Here is a 21531-nt window from a genome sequence, read left to right on the forward strand (position 1 = left end):
ATGGGCCGGGTTGGGCACGACCGGCAAACGAAGGAAATATGGCGAGCACAACCCTAGGCGTCAAAGTCGACGATCTGCTGCGTTCCCGGCTCAAAGATGCCGCGACGCGCCTCGAGCGCACTCCACACTGGCTGATCAAGCAGGCGATCTTCGCTTATCTGGAGCGCATCGAACACGGTCAGCTCCCGCCTGAGCTGTCGGGCGCGAACGGCTCGTCCGAATTGGCCGATACCACGCCCGTCGATGGCGACGAAGACGGCGCGCCGCATCCTTTCCTCGATTTCGCGCAGAACGTGCAGCCGCAATCCGTGCTGCGCGCGGCGATCACGGCTGCGTATCGCCGGCCGGAGCCGGAGTGCGTGCCGTTCCTGATCGGCCAGGCGCGCCTGCCCGCGACCGTCGCCGCCGAAACCGAAAAGCTCGCGACGAAGCTCGTCGAAGCGCTGCGGGCGAAAAGCTCGGGCGGCGGCGTCGAAGGGCTGATCCACGAGTTCTCGCTGTCGAGCCAGGAAGGCGTCGCGCTGATGTGCCTCGCCGAAGCGCTCCTGCGCATTCCGGACCGCGCCACGCGCGACGCGCTGATCCGCGACAAGATCAGCAAGGGCGACTGGAAATCGCACATGGGCCAGGCGCCGTCGCTGTTCGTGAACGCGGCGACGTGGGGCCTGATGATCACCGGCAAGCTCGTGACGACCAACAGCGAAGCGGGCCTGTCCTCCGCGCTCACGCGTCTGATCGGCCGCGGCGGCGAACCGCTGATCCGCAAGGGCGTCGACATGGCGATGCGCCTGATGGGCGAGCAGTTCGTCACCGGCGAGACGATTTCCGAAGCGCTCGCGAACAGCCGCAAGTACGAGGCGCGCGGTTTCCGCTATTCCTACGACATGCTCGGCGAAGCCGCGACGACGGAAGAAGACGCGCAGCGCTACTACGCGTCCTACGAGCAGGCGATCCACGCGATCGGCAAGGCAGCGGGCGGGCGCGGCATCTACGAAGGCCCGGGCATCTCGATCAAGCTTTCCGCGCTGCATCCGCGTTACTCGCGCTCGCAGCAGGAACGCACGATGACCGAGTTGCTGCCGCGCGTGCGCTCGCTCGCGCAACTGGCGCGGCGCTATGACATCGGCTTGAACATCGACGCCGAGGAAGCCGATCGCCTCGAAATCTCGCTCGACCTGCTCGAAGCGCTGTGCTTCGATCCGGAACTGGCGGGCTGGAACGGCATCGGTTTCGTAGTGCAGGGTTATCAGAAGCGCTGCCCGTTCGTGATCGACTATCTGATCGATCTCGCGCGCCGCAGCCGCCATCGCTTGATGATTCGCCTCGTGAAGGGCGCGTACTGGGATACGGAAATCAAGCGCGCGCAAGTCGATGGCCTCGAAGGCTATCCGGTCTACACGCGCAAGATCTACACGGACATCTCGTATCTCGCGTGCGCGAAGAAGCTGCTCGGCGCGCCGGATGCCGTCTATCCGCAATTCGCGACGCACAACGCGTTCACGCTGTCCGCGATCTATCACCTCGCGGGACAGAACTACTATCCCGGCCAGTACGAATTCCAGTGCCTGCACGGCATGGGCGAGCCGCTCTACGAAGAAGTGACCGGCCGCGACAAGCTGAATCGTCCGTGCCGCGTGTATGCGCCGGTCGGCACGCACGAGACGCTGCTCGCGTATCTCGTGCGCCGCCTGCTGGAGAACGGCGCGAACACGTCGTTCGTGAACCGCATCGCCGATGAATCCATTCCGGTGAAGGAGCTCGTGCGCGATCCGATCGACGAAGCGCAGGAGATCACGCCGCTCGGCGCGCCGCACGCGAAGATTCCGCTGCCGCGTCAGTTGTACGGCAACGAGCGCTTCAACTCGATGGGCCTCGATCTGTCGAACGAGCATCGGCTGGCGTCGCTGTCGTCGGCGTTGCTCGCGAGCGCGCATCATCCTTGGCGCGCCGAACCGATGCTGGAAGGCGGCACGATCATCGAGAACGGCAAGCCGGCGCGTGACGTGCGCAATCCGTCGGACCTGCGCGATATCGTCGGCACGGTCGTGGAAGCATCGCCGGAACAGGTGAGCGCAGCGATCGCCAACGCCGTGGCCGCCGCGCCGATCTGGCAGGCGACGCCCGTCGAAGACCGCGCCGATTGCCTCGCGCGCGCCGCTGATCTGCTCGAAGCGCAGATGCACACGCTGATGGGCCTCGTCGTGCGCGAAGCGGGCAAGTCCTTGCCGAACGCGATCGCGGAGATTCGCGAGGCCATCGATTTTCTGCGTTACTACGCGTCGCAGATACGCGCCGAATTTTCGAACGATACACATCGTCCGCTCGGTCCGGTCGTGTGTATCAGCCCGTGGAACTTCCCGCTCGCGATCTTCATGGGTCAGGTCGCCGCTGCGCTCGCGGCCGGCAATCCGGTGCTCGCGAAGCCCGCCGAACAAACGCCGCTGATCGCCGCGCAAGCCGTGCGCATTCTGCGCGAATCGGGCGTGCCCGCGGGCGCGGTGCAACTGCTGCCGGGTAACGGCGAAACGGTCGGCGCGGCTTTGGTCGCCGATCCGCGCACGCGCGCCGTCATGTTCACCGGCTCGACGGAAGTCGCCCGCCTCATCAACAAGACGCTGTCCGAGCGCCTCGACCCGGACGGCCGTCCGATTCCGCTGATCGCCGAAACCGGCGGCCAGAACGCGATGATCGTCGATTCGTCGGCGCTCGCGGAGCAGGTCGTCGCGGACGTGCTGCAATCGTCGTTCGACTCGGCCGGCCAGCGCTGCTCGGCGCTGCGCGTGTTGTGCCTGCAGGACGACGTCGCCGATCGCACGCTCGAAATGCTGACCGGCGCAATGAAGCAGCTTGCGGTGGGCAATCCGGATCGTCTCTCGGCGGACGTCGGCCCGGTGATCGATGCGGACGCGAAGCGCGGCATCGACGCGCATATCGCCGGGATGCGCGACAAGGGCCGCAACGTCACGCAACTGCCGCTGCCGGACGCGTGCGCGCAAGGCACGTTCGTGCCGCCGACGCTCATCGAACTCGACAGCATCGACGAGCTCAAGCGCGAAGTGTTCGGCCCGGTGCTGCATGTGGTGCGTTATCGCCGATCGAACCTTGATAAACTCCTCGACCAAATTCGCTCGACGGGTTATGGCCTTACGCTCGGCATCCATACGCGTATCGACGAAACCATCGCGCATGTGATCGCGCGGGCGCATGTGGGCAACATCTACGTGAACCGTAACGTGATCGGCGCGGTGGTCGGCGTGCAGCCGTTCGGCGGCGAAGGTTTGTCGGGCACGGGTCCGAAGGCGGGCGGCGCGCTGTACTTGCAGCGCCTGCTGGCGAAACGCCCGACCGGTCTGCCGAAGTCGCTCGCGAGCACGCTCGTGGTCGATCAAACCGCGTCGAAGGACACGCCCACAGCGGCGCTCACCGCGTTGCGCGACTGGGCGATCGGCGAACGCGATCCGCAGACGGCCGCGCGCTGCGATGGCTATCTGCAGCATGTGATGGCAGGCGCGACGGCAGTTCTGAACGGCCCGACGGGCGAGCGCAACACGTACACGCTCGGCGCGCGCGGCACGGTGCTGTGCGTGGCGGCGACATCGAGCGGCGCGCGCGCGCAACTGGCCGCCGCGCTCGCGACGGGCAACCGCGCGTTGTTCAGCGGATCGGCGGGCGAGCAACTGGCGGCGTCGCTACCGGCATCGCTGAAGCCATATGTCCAGGTGCGCCGAGCGGCGGAGGACTTCGACGCCGTTCTGTTCGAAGGCGACAGCGATGAACTGCTGTCGCTCGTGAAGGAAGTCGGGAAGCGCGCGGGACCGATCGTATCGGTGCAGGGCGTGGCTGCGGGAGCGTTCGCCGACGCTGGCCACGATGGCGAAGACTACGCGCTCGAACGTCTGCTGACGGAACGCTCGGTGAGCGTGAACACGGCGGCGGCGGGCGGCAATGCGAATTTGATGACGATCGGTTGAGACACCCCTCGAGCGCTCGATTCAAACGAATTCAAACAAGCGGCAGCAGGCACGGCGATCCCGGCACAAGCTGCCATCCACACTGGAACCAGGAGAAGCTATGAAGCAAACGATGACCAAGCTGGCAGCAGCCATGACGCTCGCCGGCCTGTCGCTCGCGGGGACCGCATTCGCACAGCAAGCCGAGGACGTGAAGGTCGGTTACGCCGGACCGCTGACCGGTGCGCAGGCGCACTACGGCAAGGACATGCAGAACGGCATCACGCTCGCTGTCGAAGATTTCAACGCCACGAAGCCGACGATCGGCGGCAAGCCGGTTCGCATCGTGCTGAACTCGGCCGACGACCAGGCCGACCCGCGCACGGGCACGACCGTCGCGCAGCGCCTCGTCGATGACGGTATCAAGGGCATGCTCGGCCACTTCAATTCGGGCACGACGATCCCGGCATCGCGCATCTACGCGAACGCGGGCATCCCCGAAATCGCGATGGCGACGGCGCCCGAATACACCACCCAAGGCTTCAAGACGGCCTTCCGCATGATGACCTCCGACACGCAGCAAGGCTCGGTCGCGGGCGAGTTCGCGGTGAAGAACCTGAAGGTCAAGAAGATCGCGATCGTCGATGACCGCACGGCATACGGCCAGGGTCTCGCCGACCAGTTCGAGAAGGCGGCGAAGGCGGCGGGCGGCACGATCGTCGACCGTGAATTCACGAACGACAAGGCTGTCGACTTCAAGGCGATTCTGACCAAGATCAAGTCGATGAACCCGGACCTCGTGTACTACGGCGGCGCGGATTCGCAAGCCGGCCCGATGGTCAAGCAGATGAAGACGCTCGGCTTCCGCGCGCCGCTGATGGCGGGCGAAATGGTGAAGACGGACACCTTCGTCAAGATCGCGGGTGACGCGGCCGAAGGCACGGTGGCATCGCTCGCCGGCCTGCCGATGAACGAAATGCCGGGCGGCGCGGACTACGAAGCGAAGTACAAGAAGCGCTTCAACGAAGACGTGCAGACCTACTCGCCGTACGCCTACGATGGCGCGATGGCGATGTTCAACGCGATGAAGGCGGCCAATTCGACGGACCCGGCGAAGTACCTGCCGTTCCTCGCGAAAACCGACATGCAGGGCGTGACGGCTAAGCACCTGTCGTACGACTCGAAGGGCGATCTGAAGAACGGCGGCATCACGCTGTACAAGGTCGTCGGCGGGAAGTGGACGACGTTGCAGAGCGTGGGCGGGAAGTAAGAGCTGCGGGTTGAGCTAAAAAGAAAGCCTCGTGATTCAGGTCACGAGGCTTTTTTGTTTTCGGCGTCGCGTTTGTGGCCCGTCACCATCGCGCGAATAAGATTCTCCCGCGTCCACACGCTCATCAGCACCGCCGCCGCGACATGCACGCATACGCAAACCTCGACCGCAATCGACAGCCACGTATGAACCTCCTGCGGCCAGTCCTCACCCCAGAACGCATCGAGCCTCATGATCCAGCCTGACACCGCGAGCGCGAGTATCAGAAACCAGAGAAACAGCGCCATCAATCCGCCGAGCGGATTGTGCGAAACGTGATGCATCGGCTTGCCGTTCGCAAGCGATTTCAGATAGTCGGAGAGATGCGAACGCGTCGGCCACCACGCGGAAAATCGCGCGTGACGCGAGCCGATGAAACCCCACAAGATACGCGCGACAACGAGCGCCGCCGCGACATATCCAAGCAAACGATGCGTGGAATCCGTCGGCCCGAACAGATTCCACAAGACGATGCCCGACACGGCCCAATGCGTGAGCCGCACCCACGCGTCCCAGACTTTCACGCGGGCAAAGTCCGTCACGCTTACTCGACTTCCGACTTCACGACAGCCAGCGTCTTCGTGTCGTAATAGATCTCGACCTTCTTGCCGTTCTTGTCGTGGCCGTAGATCTCATAGCAGTTGCCATCGACCTTGAACTTGCGAATCTTGTAGCCTTGCGACTCGAGTTGAGCCTTGGCATCCGATTCCTTCATCCACTCGCTCTTCGGATGCGCGGTGCAGTCGGCCTTCGCGAAAGCCGCGCCCGAAAAGCCCAACGCCAATGACAACGCCAGAATCTTAAGCATCGCTAACTCCCTGTGTTTTCGAACTGGCTACTCTACTGCCACCGGGAGCGGTCTGCAAGAAGATTGAAAGTTTGTCTCTTAGCGCTGTCCTTGCCGGCGAATTTGTTCGAGTGTCGCGCCCGGCGTGCTCTGATCCTGCGGAATGCGGATCTCGATCAACGCGGGCAGGCCGGAATTCCGGGCGCGTTCGAATGCAGGCATGAACTGATCCGTCGTTTCGACGAGTTCGCCGTGCGCGCCGAACGCGCGCGCAAACGCGACGAAATCCGGATTCGTCAGCCCCGTCCCATGCACGCGATTCGGGTAATGCCGCTCCTGGTGCATGCGGATCGTTCCGTACTGCGCGTTGTTCACGACGATGAAAATCACCGGCAATTCATATTGCATCGCCGTGGCGAGTTCCTGACTCGACATCATGAAGCAGCCGTCGCCCGCGAAGGCGATCACCGTGCGGTCCGGATAAAGCGACTTCGCGGCGATCGCGGCGGGCACGCCGTAACCCATCGCCCCGCTCGTCGGCGCGCACTGCGACCGGAAATGCCGATACGAATAGTGCCGATGCAGCCAGGTCGCGTAATTCCCCGCGCCGTTCGTGAGGATCGAATCGGCGGGAATCGTTTCCGCGAGCTGGCGCATGATTTCGCCGAGCTGGACATCGCCGAGCATCGGGCGCGGCGTGCGCCATTCGAGATACGCGGCGTGCGCGGCCTCGGCCTCGCCATTCCACGCGATATTCGCGGGCGGCGTCAGCGCCGCGAGCATCGACGCGATTTCCGGCATGCCCGAGACGATCGGCAGATCGGCGCTGTACACGCGCCCGAGCTCCTCCGCGCCCTGATGCACGTGGATGAGCGTCTGCTTCGTCTTCGGAATGTCGAGCAGCGTGTAGCCGCCCGTCGTCGATTCGCCCATGCGCGGGCCGAGCACGAAGAGCACGTCGGCATCGCGCACGCGCGCGGCGAGCGCCGGATTGATGCCGAGGCCGACATCGCCCGCATAGTTCGGATGCTCGTTCGACAGCGTGTCCTGATAGCGGAATGCGCAGCCCACCGGCAACCGCCATTGCTCGACGAAGCGCGCGAAGTCCTGCGTCGCCTCGAGCGTCCAGCCGCTGCCGCCCGCGATCACGAACGGCTTCTTCGCGCTGGCGAGCAGTTCGCGCAACCGGTCGATCTGCGCCGCCGACGGCGATGCCGCCACGCGCTGATAACGCGGCGCGGGCGGCGCTGCGGCGACCGCTTCGGTCAGCATGTCTTCGGGCAGCGCGAGCACGACCGGACCCGGACGGCCCGAGGTCGCTGTGTGAAACGCGTGGCTCATGTACTCCGGCACGCGGCGCGGATCGTCGATCTGCGCGACCCATTTCGCCATCTGCCCGAACATGCGCCGATAGTCGATTTCCTGAAACGCCTCGCGGTCCATGTGATCCCGCGCGCATTGGCCGATGAGCAGGATCATCGGCGTCGAATCCTGAAACGCGGTGTGCACGCCGATCGACGCGTGCGTCGCGCCCGGCCCGCGCGTGACGATCGCGACGCCCGGTTTGCCCGTCAGCTTGCCGACCGCTTCGGCCATGTTCGCCGCGCCCGCCTCGTGGCGGCAGACGATCGTCTGAATCTGCGAGGTTTCGTCGTGCAGGGAATCGAGCACGGCGAGAAAGCTCTCGCCGGGCACGCAGAACACGCGCTCGACGCCGTGATGCACGAGCGCATCGACGAGAAGACGCGCGCCGGTAGTTTGATTGTCGGGAGAAGCGGATTGCGCGGAGGGGACAGCGGACGCCATGCGAAGAACTCTCCTGTGAGTGTCCGGACCGTCGTGGATGCGGGCCGGACCGTGAGCGAATTGCCCTAAAGCTTACGCCGTCGGGCGAGCACGCGGCCAGAAGCAAAGCGGAATTTTTTCCCGGCGCGCGCGACCTGTTCGCGCCGCCCGCGGCATTTCCATCAGCCGAAATACCCCTTTTTCTCGCCCCTTATCCAGCGATGGAGAAAGGGTGGAGTTCGCAATAATGGCTTCACTGAAAAGCGGACACGGCAACGAGCCAAGCGGGTCCGCCTCGCAAAGATCGCAGTTTCACCTCATCGGGGGCAAGTTTGAACATTCGTAAATTCATCGGCGCGAACAGCCGCGACGCATTGCGCCAGGTTCGTGAAGCGCTCGGCCCCGATGCCGTGGTGCTGTCCAATCGCACGCTGGATGATGGTTCCGTGGAGATCGTCGGCGTCGCGGACAGCGATATCGCGTCGATCTCGCCGGCCGCGAAGGAACAGGCCGTGCGCTCGGCGGGCTCGTCGCGCGCCGCGCTGGCTGCCGCGGCCGCCGCGCTGCCGGCTAAGCAATCCGCCGCGAATCCCTACGCGAGCGGCGACGTGTTTTCGTCGGTCTTCGGCGCAAACACCGACGCCGACGATGAAGACGATTTCGCGCACGAACACGAAGCCGCATCCGACGAAGAAGCGCCGCGCACGATGGCCGACTCGAATCCGTGGCTGATCGAGCACGCGAAGCGCATCGCGCAGCAGGCGACGATGCCGTCGAACCGACCGCTGACGGCGTCCGCCGCGATCGCTCGCGGTATGGGCGTGCCGGTTCCTGTCGCCGCGCAAGAGACGCGCGCCGACAGAACGCCGGAAGCAGGCAAGTACGCGATTCGCCAGCAAGCGCATGCGCAAGCGAACCGCGCGGAAGCCATCGCTCAGGCGCGCGTTCAATCGAAGGTCGAAACGCCCGACTGGGCACGCGAAGCCGCGCAGGTCGCCGCACGCCGCGCCGCGCAGAAGATCAACGCGAGCGCGCCGCACGCCGAAGCACCGGCGGCGAGCACCGCGCCGGCTGCGCAGGAAGGCGCCTTCGAAGGTCTGCCGGCGAACGCGGCGGCGGTCGTGACGGAAGCGATCCGCGCACGCATGGAGCAGGTCGTCAACGAAACGGTGATGAACGAGCTTTCGTCGATGCGCTCGATGATGGAAGAGCACTTCTCCGGTCTGCTCTGGGGCGAGCGCCAGCGCCGCAACCCGACGGGCGGCGCGCTGACCAAGCGTCTCTTCGCCGCCGGTTTCTCCGCGCAACTCGTCCGCATGATGGTGGACAACATGCCGGAGATGGAAAGCGTGGAAGGCGCGCTCGAATGGGTGCAGGAAGTGCTCGAATCGAACATCCCGGTGATGGATAGCGAAGATGCGCTGATGGAACGCGGCGGCGTGTTCGCGCTGATGGGCCCGACGGGCGTCGGCAAGACGACGACCACCGCGAAGCTCGCGGCGCGCTGCGTGATGCGCTTCGGCGCGAGCAAGGTCGCGCTGCTTACGACCGACAGCTACCGGATCGGCGCGCACGAGCAACTGCGCATCTTCGGCAAGATTCTCGGCGTGTCGGTTCACGCGGTGAAGGACGCCGCCGACCTGCAGCTCGCGCTTTCCGAGCTGCGCAACAAACATATCGTGCTGATCGACACGATCGGCATGAGCCAGCGCGACCGCATGGTCTCGGATCAGATCGCGATGCTGTGCGGCGCGGGTCATCCGGTGCAGCGCATCCTGCTGCTCAACGCGACGAGCCACGGCGACACGCTCAACGAAGTCGTGCAGGCATACAAGAGCGCCGCGGATCAGCCGCCGCTCGCGGGCTGCATCCTGACCAAGCTCGACGAAGCGACGAATCTCGGCGGCGTGCTCGATACGGTCATCCGCTACAAGCTGCCGGTGCATTACGTGTCGACCGGCCAGAAGGTGCCGGAGAACCTGTACGTCGCGACCAAGCGTTTTCTCATCAAGAGCGCATTCTGCATTCCCCGCGACGGCTCGCCGTTCGTGCCGCAGGACGAAGAAGTGCCGGCGCTGCTCTCCGCATTGTCCGCGCGCGCCACGACCGAACTGCATGGGGTGCACTTTGGATAAGTTCGTGCTCGACCAGGCGGAAGGTCTGCGACGGCTGCTCACGCGTGCCGGTTCGCGCGTGGTGGCGGTTGCGGGCGGGCCGGCGGGCATCGGGTGCACGTCGGCGGTGGTGAATCTCGGCGCGGCGCTGTCCGTGCACGGCAAGGATGTGCTCGTGATCGACGAGCATCAGGACGCGGGATCGGTGAGCCGCATGCTGGGTTTGTCCGATGCAGGCACGCTCGCCGCGGTGATGTCCGGCCGCCGCGCGCTCGCCGATGTCGTCGAGCGCACGCCGTTCGGCTTCTCGCAGATCGCCGCACCGCGCGACGAGCGCATCAGCCACGACGCCGCGCAGTGCCGCGCATTGCTCGATGGTCCGGCCGACATCGTTTTGATCGATGCGCAACTGGACCGTCACGGCGCGCTGTCGACGCTCGCGGCACAGGCGCATGACTTTCTCATCGTGACGCGGGTGGCCGCGTCGGCGATCACCGAGGCGTATGCGTGCATGAAGCGCCTGCACTACGCCCATGCGATCGGCCAGTTCCGCGTGCTCATCAATCACGTGCAGAACCCGGCTGACGCGGCGGTCGCGTTCGACAACCTGTCGGGCGTCGCGAGCCGGTATCTGGCCGTGTCGCTCGTGCAGGCAGGGTATGTGTCCGAGGATGCGCGCGTCGCTCGGGCAAAGGAACTCTCACGCTGCGCAGTCGAAGCGTTCCCGGCCACGGCCGCGGCACGCGACTACCGCGCGATCGCGGCGGAGCTCCTCCACTGGCCGATGCGCCCCGCGCCGTACATGCGCGCGGCGAACGGCCAGCCAGACGCGCGAATTCCGGTTGGCGACTCTGAACAGGGCGGGCGGGAGGCGGCGCATCGTGTGGCCGCGCTTCACGACTTTGCAATGAGCAGCACGGCGTCGATGTGATCAAGATAGGTGACCATGATGTATAACGCCCAAGGCAAACTCTCACAGTCGGACGTCCTGACGAAATATGCGCCGCTCGTTCGTCGGCTGGGGCTTCAGCTCGTCGCCAAGATGCCGGCGAGCGTCGATCTCGACGATCTCATCCAGGCCGGCATGATCGGTCTGCTGGACGCGGCGAGCCGCTACAAGGAAGATCAAGGCGCGCAATTCGAAACCTACGCGAGCCAGCGCATTCGCGGCGCGATGCTCGACGAGCTGCGCGCCAACGACTGGCTGCCGCGCAGCATGCGCAAGACGTCGCGCGAAGTGGAATCGGCGGTGCATAAGGTCGAGCAGAACCTCGGCCGCTCCGCGAGCGAGACGGAGATCGCCGAGCACATGAAGATGCCGCTCGACGAGTATCAGTCGATGCTCCAGGATCTGCACGGCAGCCAGCTGATCTACTACGAAGACTTCGACCGCTCCGCCGACGACGAGCCGTTCCTCGACCGCTATTGCGTCGATCGCTCGGATCCGCTTTCGGCGCTGCTCGACGACAGCCTGCGCGGCGCGCTGATCGAAGCGATCGACAAGCTGCCCGAGCGCGAGAAGCTGCTGATGAGCCTCTACTACGAACGCGGCCTGAACCTGCGCGAAATCGGCGCGGTAATGGAAGTGAGCGAATCGCGCGTGTGCCAGCTGCACAGCCAGGCGGTCGCACGTCTGCGCACGAAGCTGCGCGAGCAGGCGTGGACGAGCGTCGAGGCCTGATTCAGCTCGTTTCGAAGTCGCGCGTTTCGGCGAAGACCGTTTTCCCTTCGCCGAGACTTTTCGCGCGATACATCGCACGATCGGCGGCGCGCAGCACGGCGGTGATGCCGGACTGCTGCGCGCTCGTCGCGCTCGAAAGCAGACACGCGCCGATGCTCGCCGATACCGACACCGGCCGCTCCTGCACCGATGTCATCGCGTCGAGAATCGAGTGAATGCTGTCGGCCACCGATAGCACCGCCGCGCGGTCGCGCACCTGATGCGCGAGCACGACGAACTCGTCGCCGCCCAGACGCGCGATGGTGTCGGACTTGCGCATGCGCTTCGCGAGCGATTGCGCGAAGGCTTGCAGCAGCATGTCGCCGACCGCGTGACCGTAGGTATCGTTCACTTCCTTGAAGCCGTCGAGATCGATGAGAAGGAGCGCGGTGGCATCGTCGCCATCGGTTTCGCGCGCGGTCATCGCACGATCGACGATCCGTTCGAGCGCGTATCGGTTGGACAGGCCCGTGAGCGGATCGGTCGATGCCTGACGCGCGAGATCGCGATTCGCATTGCCGAGGCGATCGACGAGTACGCTCAAATACACCGATGCGCCCAGCACGCTCAAACCGAGCCCGATCGCGGCGGGAAGATTGGCGCGCCACCACGGCTGCCAGACGCCGAGCGCCATCACGACGATAAGCGCCGTCGCGCACGACACCGCGAGCGTGCGCTTGCCGTAACGGCATCCCGAGCCGATCAGAAACCAGAACATCACCCAGATGAGCGGCAGCGCAATCGCGCCGCCCGCTGCAAGCGCGAGCCCGAGCAGCGTTTGATCGACGATGGTCGTGACCGTGAGACGCTTCTCCGACGGCGTGCTCATGCGGCTGACGATCAGCAGCGTGGCCGCACCGTAAGACACGTAGAGCGCGATGAGACGCGCGACCGCGAGTGCATCGTAGGAAGGCCGGAGCCACGCGAAGATGCCGTAGGCCAGAAGAACTGCCGCTCCCATCCAGACCCGCAGCGTGGCCTGCTCGCGCTCGGGATTCCGGTGCTCGGACCATGCGAAGGCATAAGGCCGGCGTGCCGGTTGATGCGCCTGCTCCATACTGAACCCCTGGATGGTGATTTCTTTCTTTTATCTTGCTGTCGTGTACTGCGGCCCCGTCGCGTGGCATCGGCTTTATGGCGTGGTATCGAATTGCGCCGAGCGAGCGATCCGCTATTTTGCAACGTTTTGCGAAGACGCTGTGTTTCGTGTAATAACGGCTTTCGCACTTCTATTTCCGATTCACCGTGATGCGCGACGAATCCATTTCTCTGGCCGGCGAATGGCTGCCGGTCTGCAATAGCGAAGACGTTCCCGAAGGCGGCGCGCGCGGGTTCGTCGTGGCCGATGAGCGGATTGTCGTGTGGCGCGACAGTATCGGCGCGGCGCATGTGTGGCGCGATTACTGTCCGCATCGGGGCGCGCAGTTGTCGCTCGGGCACGTGATGCGCGATCAGATCGTGTGCCCGTATCACGGCTGGCGTTACGACATCGAAGGGCAGTGTTTGCGGATTCCATCGAATCCATCTTTGCGTCCTCCGAAACGTGCCTGCGCGACGACGTTCGTCAGCGAGGAGAAGTACGGCGTCGTGTGGATGTGCTTCGGCGAGCCGGCCTACGCGCTCGACTTCTTTCCCGAAGCCGCGATTCCCGGTGGCCGGCGCATCAATCTCGCGCCGCAGACGGTGAGGTCATCGGCGCCGCGCGTCGTCGAAAATTTTCTCGATATGGCGCACTTTTCGTTCGTGCATGTGGGGATTCTGGGCGAGGACGCGCATACGGAAGTGCCGGATTATGAAGTCGTGCAGACTTCCGATGGCGGACTGGAGGCGCGGCAGTGCCGGTACTGGCAACCCGCGGGGATTCCTGGACAGGGCGGCGGCGCGATGATCGATTATGTGTATCGCGTGAAGCGGCCGTTGATCGCGAGTCTCACGAAGATGGCGTCGGGCGGACAGGGTGCGCTGCATATCATGCTGGCGGCGTCGCCGGTGACGCAGACGGAAACGCGCGCGTGGCTTGTGTCGATTCATGAGGACGACGCGACGCATTCGGATCAGGCGCTTTACGACTTCAATATGGAAATACTGATGCAGGACACGCCGATCGTCGAGTCGCAATGGCCTCGGCGTCTGCCGCTCGATCTCGATGCGGAGTTGCATCAGCGGTGTGATCGGATGGCGGTGGCTTACCGGAGGTGGCTGGCGGGGATGGGGTTCGGGTGGGGGACGATTCTCGCGGAAGCCGAATGATCGCGCGTCGCGGAGAAGGATTGGCGCGCCCGGCTGGGATCGAACCAGCAACCCCTGCCTTCGGAGGGCAGTACTCTATCCATTGAGCTACGGGCGCATCGGGGAGAGGCCTTGCGTGAGGGAAGCGCCAAAAGACAAACGGCTGCTGCAAGGCCCAACGAATCCGAGAGAATACCTGTTTTCCGTGACTTCGTCCATCGCCCGGGGTTGGACGCATCACACGATTCGGGTAAACGCCCGCACTGCCGCCACAGCCACCTCGCGCCGACAGTTAAGCGTTCCGTCTATAATCGACCGTGCCTTTCCCCAGGCGCGCCCAAGCGCAATGCGGTAGCTGTCACGCTGTCACTGAACCGACTCACACCAAAAAACGGGAGACGAGACAAGCATGAGCGAAGCACCCCACGGAGCCCCGATCAAGACGCCCGGACAACTCATCGCCGCGATCATCGCGGGATTCGGCATCCCGGTCGCCATCATCATCCTGCTCGCGGTTTATGTGAACAACTCGACGCGTACCGGCGCGGGCACGGACATCGAGCAGTCGGTGAACGAGCGCATCGCGCCCGCCGCGCAGGTCGATATCCGCGACGCCAACGCGCCGCGCGTCTACAAGTCCGGCGAGGAAGTCTTCAAGGCCGTGTGCTCCGCCTGTCACGCAGCGGGCACCGCTGGCGCACCCAAGTTCGGCGATGCCGGCGCATGGGCGCCGCGTATCGGTGAAGGCTACGACACGCTCCTGCACAACGCGCTCAACGGCAAGGGCGCGATGCCCGCACGCGGCGGCACCAGTCCCGACGATTACAGCGACTTCGAAATCGCGCGCGCGGTCGTCTATATGGCCAACGGCAGCGGCGGCAAACTGGCGGAACCAGCGCAACCCGCATCGGGTGCGGCGGCGAGCGCGGGCGCATCGGGGGCTGCGGCACCGGCCGGCGCGAGCGCGAATGAAAACGCCCAGGCGGCAGCAGCCGTCGCGGCGCTGGCATCGGTGCCGCAGGCTGCTGCACCGGCAGCGGGCGGCCAAAGCGCGGATGCGGCTCAAGCCGGCAAGGCGCTATACGAGCAAGTTTGCCAGGCATGTCACGCGGCCGGCGTGCTCAACGCGCCGAAGTTCGGCGACAAGGCCGCATGGGCGCCGCGCCTGAAAGAGCCGATGGACACCGTCTACAACTACGCATTGCACGGCAAAGGCGCGATGCCGCCGAAGGGCGGATCGAACGCACCGGATGCGGATGTGAAGGCCGCGGTCGATTACATGGTGAACGCGGCGAAGTAACGTTCCCGCGTGCAATGAAAAAACCCTGCGTCGGTTCAAGCGGCGCAGGGTTTTTCATTTTGAAGCGCGAAGAAAGCGAAAGCATCAGGTCTTCTGCAACATCGCCTTGAGCATCGCCATCCGGTCTTTTGGCGACAACGGCTTCTCCTCGGCCGTCGGTGGCGGTGCGTCGTCGAGCAGCATCTCGGGGATGAAGCGCGACGGCTCGCACACCACGGTCTCACGCGCGCGCTTTCTCTTCTTGCACCAGTTCAGATGCAGACTGCGCTGCGCCCGCGTGATCGCGACATACATCAGCCGGCGTTCTTCCTCGATGCGCGAATCGTCGACGGGCGCGTCATCGTCCGAGCTGCCGCGATGCGGCATGATCCCTTCTTCCACGCCCACCAGAAACACGTGCGGATACTCCAGTCCCTTCGACGCATGCACCGTCGACAGCCGCACCGCATCCGGATCTTCTTCCTTGCCTTCGAGCATCGACATCAGCGCGACGGTCTGGATCAGGCCGAGCAGGTTCTTGCCTTCATCGGCGAAACCGTCGGCGGTGTCGTAGCCTGTCTGCTCCGCGCCCGGCGCGGCTTCCGGCTTCGTGCCCTTGCGCTTCAACCATTCGAGAAACTCGAGCACGTTCTGCCACTTCGACTGCGCCTGCCGCTCGTCGTAGGCATCGTAGAGATACGACTCGTAGTGGATGGCTTCCATCATGTCGTCGAGCACTTCGGTCGCCGGATCGCGCGCCGCGCGGTCCGACAGCCGGCGAATCCATTCGCAGAACGTGCGTAGCGGCTCGACCTGCCGCGCCGACAGACGCGCCTCGATGCCGCCCATGAACACCGCTTCGAACAGCGACACCTTCGCCGCGCCCGCGAACGCGCCGAGCGCTTCGAGCGTCGTGTTGCCGACGCCGCGCCGCGGAGTCGTGATCGCGCGGATGAACGCGGGATCGTCGTCGGGATTGGCGATCAGACGCAGATACGCGATGAGATCCTTGATCTCCGCCTTGTCGAAGAACGACTGCCCGCCCGACAGCACATAAGGAATGCGCTCGCGGCGCAACACCTGCTCGAAGATGCGCGCCTGAAAGTTGCCGCGATAAAGAATGGCGTAATCGCGAAACTGCGTGCGCCGCTCGAACTTGTGCGCCGACAGCCGGAACACCACGGACTCGGCCTCGTGCTCTTCGTCGTTGCAGCCGGTGACGGTGATCGTGTCGCCCATGCCGTGCTCGGACCACAGCTTCTTCTCGAACAGCTTCGGATTGTTCGCGACGACGTTGTTCGCCGCCGTCAAAATGCGCACCGTCGAGCGATAGTTTTGCTCCAGCTTGACGACGTGCAGCTTCGGAAAATCCTTGCCGAGCTGCGCGAGGTTTTCGAGCGTCGCGCCGCGCCAGCCGTAGATGGCCTGATCGTCGTCGCCGACGGCCGTGAACGCCGCGCGCGGGCCGGCGAGCTGCTTCAGCAATTCGTACTGACAGGCGTTGGTGTCCTGATATTCGTCGATCAGCAGATAACGCAGGCGGTTCTGCCACTTGTCGCGCACCTGCTCGTTCTCGGCGAAAAGTTGTGCGGGACGCAGGATCAGATCGTCGAAATCAAGCGCCTGATACGCGTGCAGCGTCGCCGCGTAGCTGCGAAAGACGATCGCCGCCTGATGCTCGTCCTCGTTGTTCGCGAGCACGGACGCCTGATCCGGCGACACCATCGCGTTCTTCCATAGCGAGATGATCGACTGGATCTTGCGGATCAAGCCTTTGTCGGTCGTGCCGAGCTGTTCCTGCACCATGCCGAAGCAGTCGTCCGAATCCATGATCGAGAACTGTGGCTTCAGTCCGACATGTTCCGCTTCCTGCCGCATGATCTGCACGCCGAGCGAGTGGAAGGTGCAGATCGTCAATTGATTGACGGGAATCTTGCGGCCTTCCTTGCCGGGCGTGGTGAGCGTCTTGCCTTCGAGCAGCTTCGCGGTGCGCTCGCGCATTTCGAGCGCGGCCTTGTTCGTGAAAGTGAGCGCGGCGATGTGCTTCGGCTCGAAGCCGCGTCCTTCGATCAGATGCGCGATCTTCTGCGTGATCACGCGTGTCTTGCCGCTGCCCGCGCCGGCGAGCACGAGACAGGGACCATCGAGATAGCGCACGGCTTCGCTTTGCGCGGCGTTCAGACCAGCGGACATCGTTTTGGGCTTCTGGAGTTCGGGCGCGCTTAGCTGAAAACCTGCGCGCGGAGGAGAGCGCGATGTTAACACGATAGCGGCGGCGCGGTTCCGGCCCCTGTTCGTGCCACAATATCCGATCGAATTCACGACAGGACGATGCCCGCATGAGCACAGCACTGAAAGTCGGCGTGATGGGCTACGGCCTCGCCGGCGCGACGTTTCACGCGCCCGTCATCGAGCACTGCGGACGGGCGGAAGTCACGGCCATCGCGACGAGCCAGGCCGAACGCGCGGCCGCGGATTATCCGAACGCGCAGATCGTCGCGGACTTCGATGCGCTGCTCGCCATCGACGGCCTCGAATGCGTCGTCGTGGCGACGCCGAACGACACACACTTCGATCTCGCGCACCGCGCGTTGTCGGCGGGCAAGCATGTGGTCGTCGACAAGCCGGTCACGCTTTCCGCACGCGATGCCCGCACGCTAGCCGATCTCGCGCAGCAGAAAGGGCTCGTGTTCGCGCCGTTCCACAATCGCCGCTGGGACGGCGATTTTATGACGGTGCGCGCGCTCGTCGAAAGCGGGCGGCTCGGGCGCGTCACGCATTACGAATCGCATTTCGACCGTTTTCGTCCGAAAGTGCCGCAGCGCTGGCGTGAGGAAGCGGAGCGCGGCGGCGGCCTGCTGTTTGATCTGGGGCCGCATCTGATCGATCAGGCGCTGACGCTCTTCGGCGCGCCGCAGACGGTGACGGGGTTCGTGAAGGCGCATCGCGATCACGCGCACGCGCCGGATTACGTGCATCTTGTGCTCGGTTACGAGGACAAGGAAGTGATCCTGCACGCAAGCGCGCTCGCGGCGCTGGAGCCGCCGCGTTTCGCGATCCACGGTACGCGCGGCAGCTATGTGAAGAACGGGCTCGATACGCAGGAAGATCAGTTGCGTTCCGGCATGCGGCCGGGCAATCCGGAGTTTGCGAAGAATCCGCCGGGCGTGCTGCGCGAAGTCGATGGCGATCACGATCTGCGTCATGAATTCGCCACGAAAGATGGCGCGTATGTCGAGTTTTATCGCGCGCTGGCGGCGTCGATTCAGGACGGCAAGCCTTTTCCGGTTTCGCCGCAGGACGCGGTCGATACGATGACGATTATCGAGCTGGCGATTCAGAGTGATAGGGAAGGGCGGAGTGTGCCGTTCCAGCGGAACGGCTAAATACCGGCTGACCATGGCAGCGGAGAAGACTAAGAACCTGTGCGCAGAGGAAATGACTGAAATCTCGCCCCTCTCGCGAATCCGTCGACATTTGATTGAGAAAAATCCTAAACGGCTGATTCTTTAGACCTGCCGATGATTTAAAGCTATTATGCTGGTCGCAAGGACTCAGTGTTCTCAAATAGCGGCTATCGTCTGGCACTCTTTGACGAATTTGCTCGAACACTTCGAATGAGCGATATTTAAACTGAATAGTTTTAACTCAACGATGCGATCTAAGATAGCACTTATCATCTTGGGCGTGACGGCAGCTTCGAATGCCCATGCCGGCAATTGGTATGTGGCTTTGTTTTCAGACAAGGTCACAATCGCCTTCATGTTGGCGATTATACTTCTGACCCTCTTCTTTGCCTGTATAAAATTCGACAATTTTGCGATTGCGTACGGCCCTGAGATATTAACAACGGTTGGCATTTCCGGCTGCTTCTTGGGCATCGCGATGGCTCTGCTGAAATTCGATCCGACGAATGTCTCGGATAGCGTGCCTCAATTGCTTGATGGAGTAAAAACCGCGTTTTGGGCGTCCGTCTGCGGTGTACTCGGTTCGTTGATTTTACGCGCTCGGCACTTTTTTCAGAAGAAGCCCATTCCCCAATCGGGCGATACGCCGAAATTGGCCACGATTGACAGATCAATGATCAATTTGGAGAAAATTTCAAGCACTTAAACGCAGCAGTGGAAAAGCTTGTCGTGTGGCAGCAGCAATATAAGGATGAGCTCGACGACTTACAAGTTCAGCAAAAAAGAGCAGCCGAAGAGTTGGGAGGCGTGGCGCGCTCGCTCGGGGTATTTGTTGACAAAGCTTCGAAATTCACCTCTACGGCGGACGCATTGGAAAGTACGTTGATCAGGCTTTCGTCGCAGCATAAAGCGATTGACGAGTCTCAGCGATCCCTAGCTGAAGTGTTGATACAAATGAAGGATGTCACGCCTCAGTTCGCTCAGACGATCGATGAAATGTCCGAAGCGATGAAACAGAGTGCTGCAAAAGTGCACTCTGTGGTTGCCGATATCCTGGATAATTTCGGCGTCCAATTTGCAGCTGCGTCGACGGAGATGAAGCAGCTGCTCAGCGAAACGCTACGCAAGTCTCAGACCGAACTCAACGATAGTCTCAGCCGCTCAACCGAAGCAATTCGACAAAGCGTTGTCGCGCTCGATAAAGCCCTGCACGAGGAATTATCGAAGAGCTTGCAATCATTAGGTCGGCAGCTTGGGTCACTGTCCGAAAAATTTGTTGCAGACTACACGCCTCTTACCGAGCGTCTGCAGGAACTCGTTCGCTTAGGCAGGGGTTCGTGAAGAATGAAAGAAGAGCGCGGCAACCAAACTTACTGGATTCCGATGGCCGATCTAATGACCGGCTTAATGATGGTATTTTTGCTTTTGACGGCGGCGTTCATGCTTCGAGTCGAGCGGACAACTACTTTGGTCGTAAAGGAATATGAGAAGACCAAGCGCGATATGGAGTTAGCCCTTCAAAGTGAATTCGCAAAAGATCTGAAGCAATGGAATGCCGAAATCTTGGGAGATATGACCATTCGATTCAAAGATCCCGCTGTTCTTTTTACCACGGGATCTGCAGAATTGCGACCTCAATTCAAAGTCGTATTGGCCAAATTTTTCCCTCGCTATCTCGCGCTGCTTACTTCAAGGCAGTATGTCGATGCGGTTAAGGAAGTTCGCATCGAAGGCCATACCAGTGCAGTATGGAGCGGAACCACTGATGAGACAATGGCCTACTTCAAAAATATGGAGCTTTCTCAAGCGCGCACGCGCAGCACGCTGGAATTTTTGTTATCGCTGTCGGCGAGCTCGTCGGAAAAAAATGGTTGATTCAGCATGTGACGGCAAACGGCTTGTCTTCATCGCGTCCGTTGTTATCCGCGGGAAAATTCGTTAATGCCCAACTCAACGATCAACGAGTTGAGTTTCGTATCGTAACGAATGCCAGCGAGAAAATGGATTCGATTGCTAAAGAGCTTCAGCCAAGATGAATCGAGAATTACCAGATTTTTTAAAGTGGGAGTCGTTCAATTCCCTTCGTGAACGCATGGAGGCGACACTCATCGGTCCGTTTGGCCCGAAGTGGCAAGCCGCTCGAATCAAGATTCCTTTGTTCGATCAACTCCAGAATGGTGGCGTAGATGTAGGAGCAGATCAATTTAGCGAACTACGCGATGGTACGCTGGAGTACAGTGGGTACCGAGTTTTGATCTATATTCGAGACATCTCCGTCATTAACGGAGAAGAGACGTTACCCCGCTATCATCTCGCATATTGTCGAACGCTCGAGAATATGAAAAGGGCGAATCGATTCGGAAGATACGTGGTATCAAATGCGGAAACCGGGATGTTTCATGTGAACATCATCAACGGGGATGGCTGTTCCACGCGTCGGGAGATGGTTCCATTGAAGGTGTGTCAGAACTGCCTTGACCGAATTGGCTGGAACGGCTTCAAAATAAACATGCGGCACGATGACAGACGTGAATCGGTGAACGGTTTCAAATTGTCTGATTTTTTCAAGCAATATCCTCGTGATCTGTTGAGCAAAGATTCGGCTCAACCAGCCGCAACAGCGCCCTTGAATACGTATCCCTTTGATTGGCAGCGGATCTCAGAAGAAATCAGGCGAAAGCGAAAATATAAGTGCGAGCGATGCAACCGTGAACTCGATCAGTCAGCTTCACGGTTCCTTCATGTTCACCATCGCAATGGACTTAAACATGACAATCGCGAGGAAAATCTTGAAGTTCTTTGTGTTCGTTGTCACGCGGAGGAACCGATGCACGGCCAAGTCAGGCGCTTGCCCGAGTATCAGGATTTCGATAGGGAATACGGCGATCGATACTGATGAGTCACGAGGTGGGCCTTTTTTTTCGGGCAAGTGGGCAAGTTAGCAGCGGGCC

17 protein-coding genes and 1 tRNA gene are annotated in these 21531 nt (G+C 62.3%); 12 read left to right on the plus strand and 6 right to left on the minus strand.

Annotation, left to right across the window (positions count from 1 at the left end; genetic code table 11):
* Positions 1–38: 38 nt before the first annotated feature.
* A complete protein-coding gene (gene putA, locus PQR08_RS14095; protein WP_408161540.1) occupies positions 39–3971 on the plus strand; it encodes a trifunctional transcriptional regulator/proline dehydrogenase/L-glutamate gamma-semialdehyde dehydrogenase in 3933 nt (1310 codons plus the stop codon).
* A 100-nt stretch (positions 3972–4071) separates the two neighbouring features.
* Positions 4072–5220 carry a branched-chain amino acid ABC transporter substrate-binding protein gene (locus PQR08_RS14100; protein ID WP_187608080.1) on the plus strand — a complete coding sequence of 383 codons (1149 nt, stop codon included), beginning with the start codon at positions 4072–4074 and terminating at the stop codon, positions 5218–5220.
* A 41-nt stretch (positions 5221–5261) separates the two neighbouring features.
* Here PQR08_RS14100 and PQR08_RS14105 read toward each other — a convergent pair whose 3' ends face one another.
* The 3 genes from PQR08_RS14105 to PQR08_RS14115 form a co-directional block, all read right to left on the minus strand.
* Complete coding sequence (locus PQR08_RS14105; RefSeq protein WP_408161542.1) at positions 5262–5801, minus strand: cytochrome b/b6 domain-containing protein; 540 nt, start codon at positions 5799–5801, stop codon at positions 5262–5264.
* Positions 5802–5803: 2 nt separating this feature from the next.
* On the minus strand, positions 5804–6067 hold the full coding sequence (locus PQR08_RS14110) for a PepSY domain-containing protein (protein ID WP_035499328.1): 264 nt from the start codon (positions 6065–6067) through the stop codon (positions 5804–5806).
* A 78-nt stretch (positions 6068–6145) separates the two neighbouring features.
* Positions 6146–7852 carry a thiamine pyrophosphate-binding protein gene (locus PQR08_RS14115; protein WP_408161544.1) on the minus strand — a complete coding sequence of 569 codons (1707 nt, stop codon included), beginning with the start codon at positions 7850–7852 and terminating at the stop codon, positions 6146–6148.
* Between the two features lie 311 nt (positions 7853–8163).
* On the opposite strand from PQR08_RS14115, the gene flhF reads away from it, so the two are divergent.
* Genes flhF through PQR08_RS14130 form a run of 3 tightly spaced genes read left to right on the plus strand, consistent with a single transcriptional unit; the run spans position 8164 to position 11626 of the window.
* Entirely contained in the window at positions 8164–9966 is a 1803-nt protein-coding gene (gene flhF / locus PQR08_RS14120; RefSeq protein WP_238209361.1) for a flagellar biosynthesis GTPase FlhF, read from the plus strand.
* Positions 9959–10876 carry a MinD/ParA family ATP-binding protein gene (locus PQR08_RS14125; protein ID WP_187608076.1) on the plus strand — a complete coding sequence of 306 codons (918 nt, stop codon included), beginning with the start codon at positions 9959–9961 and terminating at the stop codon, positions 10874–10876. The genes flhF and PQR08_RS14125 overlap by 8 nt, the downstream gene beginning before the upstream one ends.
* Before the next feature lie 15 nt (positions 10877–10891).
* Positions 10892–11626 (plus strand): RNA polymerase sigma factor FliA, encoded by a 735-nt coding sequence (locus tag PQR08_RS14130; protein ID WP_187608075.1) that lies wholly within the window; start codon positions 10892–10894, stop codon positions 11624–11626.
* 1 nt (position 11627) lies between these two features.
* Here the strand turns inward: PQR08_RS14130 and PQR08_RS14135 are convergent, their stop codons facing one another.
* Entirely contained in the window at positions 11628–12722 is a 1095-nt protein-coding gene (locus PQR08_RS14135; protein ID WP_408161546.1) for a diguanylate cyclase, read from the minus strand.
* A 191-nt stretch (positions 12723–12913) separates the two neighbouring features.
* Here PQR08_RS14135 and PQR08_RS14140 point away from each other — a divergent pair, with 191 nt between their 5' ends.
* Positions 12914–13915 carry a Rieske 2Fe-2S domain-containing protein gene (locus PQR08_RS14140; RefSeq protein WP_238209359.1) on the plus strand — a complete coding sequence of 334 codons (1002 nt, stop codon included), beginning with the start codon at positions 12914–12916 and terminating at the stop codon, positions 13913–13915.
* A 21-nt stretch (positions 13916–13936) separates the two neighbouring features.
* On the opposite strand, the gene PQR08_RS14145 is transcribed toward PQR08_RS14140, so the two are convergent.
* Positions 13937–14012, minus strand: a tRNA-Arg gene (locus tag PQR08_RS14145).
* A gap of 291 nt (positions 14013–14303) precedes the next feature.
* On the opposite strand from PQR08_RS14145, the gene PQR08_RS14150 reads away from it, so the two are divergent.
* Positions 14304–15194, plus strand: a complete 891-nt coding sequence (locus tag PQR08_RS14150) for a c-type cytochrome (protein ID WP_408161549.1) — start codon at positions 14304–14306, stop codon at positions 15192–15194.
* 84 nt (positions 15195–15278) lie between these two features.
* Here PQR08_RS14150 and PQR08_RS14155 read toward each other — a convergent pair whose 3' ends face one another.
* Positions 15279–17366 (minus strand): UvrD-helicase domain-containing protein, encoded by a 2088-nt coding sequence (locus tag PQR08_RS14155; RefSeq protein WP_408161551.1) that lies wholly within the window; start codon positions 17364–17366, stop codon positions 15279–15281.
* 146 nt (positions 17367–17512) lie between these two features.
* Between PQR08_RS14155 and PQR08_RS14160 the strand changes: the two genes are divergently transcribed.
* The 5 genes from PQR08_RS14160 (at position 17513) to PQR08_RS14180 (ending at position 21476) form a co-directional block, all read left to right on the plus strand.
* Positions 17513–18559, plus strand: a complete 1047-nt coding sequence (locus PQR08_RS14160) for an oxidoreductase (RefSeq protein ID WP_408161553.1) — start codon at positions 17513–17515, stop codon at positions 18557–18559.
* Positions 18560–18854: 295 nt separating this feature from the next.
* Entirely contained in the window at positions 18855–19286 is a 432-nt protein-coding gene (locus PQR08_RS14165) for a hypothetical protein (protein ID WP_408161555.1), read from the plus strand.
* 8 nt (positions 19287–19294) lie between these two features.
* Positions 19295–19921: a hypothetical protein gene (locus PQR08_RS14170; RefSeq protein ID WP_408161557.1), complete on the plus strand. Its 627-nt coding sequence runs from the start codon at positions 19295–19297 to the stop codon at positions 19919–19921.
* Between the two features lie 3 nt (positions 19922–19924).
* On the plus strand, positions 19925–20455 hold the full coding sequence (locus tag PQR08_RS14175) for an OmpA/MotB family protein (protein WP_408161559.1): 531 nt from the start codon (positions 19925–19927) through the stop codon (positions 20453–20455).
* A gap of 157 nt (positions 20456–20612) precedes the next feature.
* Complete coding sequence (locus PQR08_RS14180; RefSeq protein WP_408161561.1) at positions 20613–21476, plus strand: HNH endonuclease; 864 nt, start codon at positions 20613–20615, stop codon at positions 21474–21476.
* Positions 21477–21531: the final 55 nt, after the last annotated feature.

The organism is Caballeronia jiangsuensis, assembly GCF_046030135.1.
GTDB classification, from domain to species: Bacteria; Pseudomonadota; Gammaproteobacteria; order Burkholderiales; family Burkholderiaceae; genus Caballeronia; species Caballeronia jiangsuensis.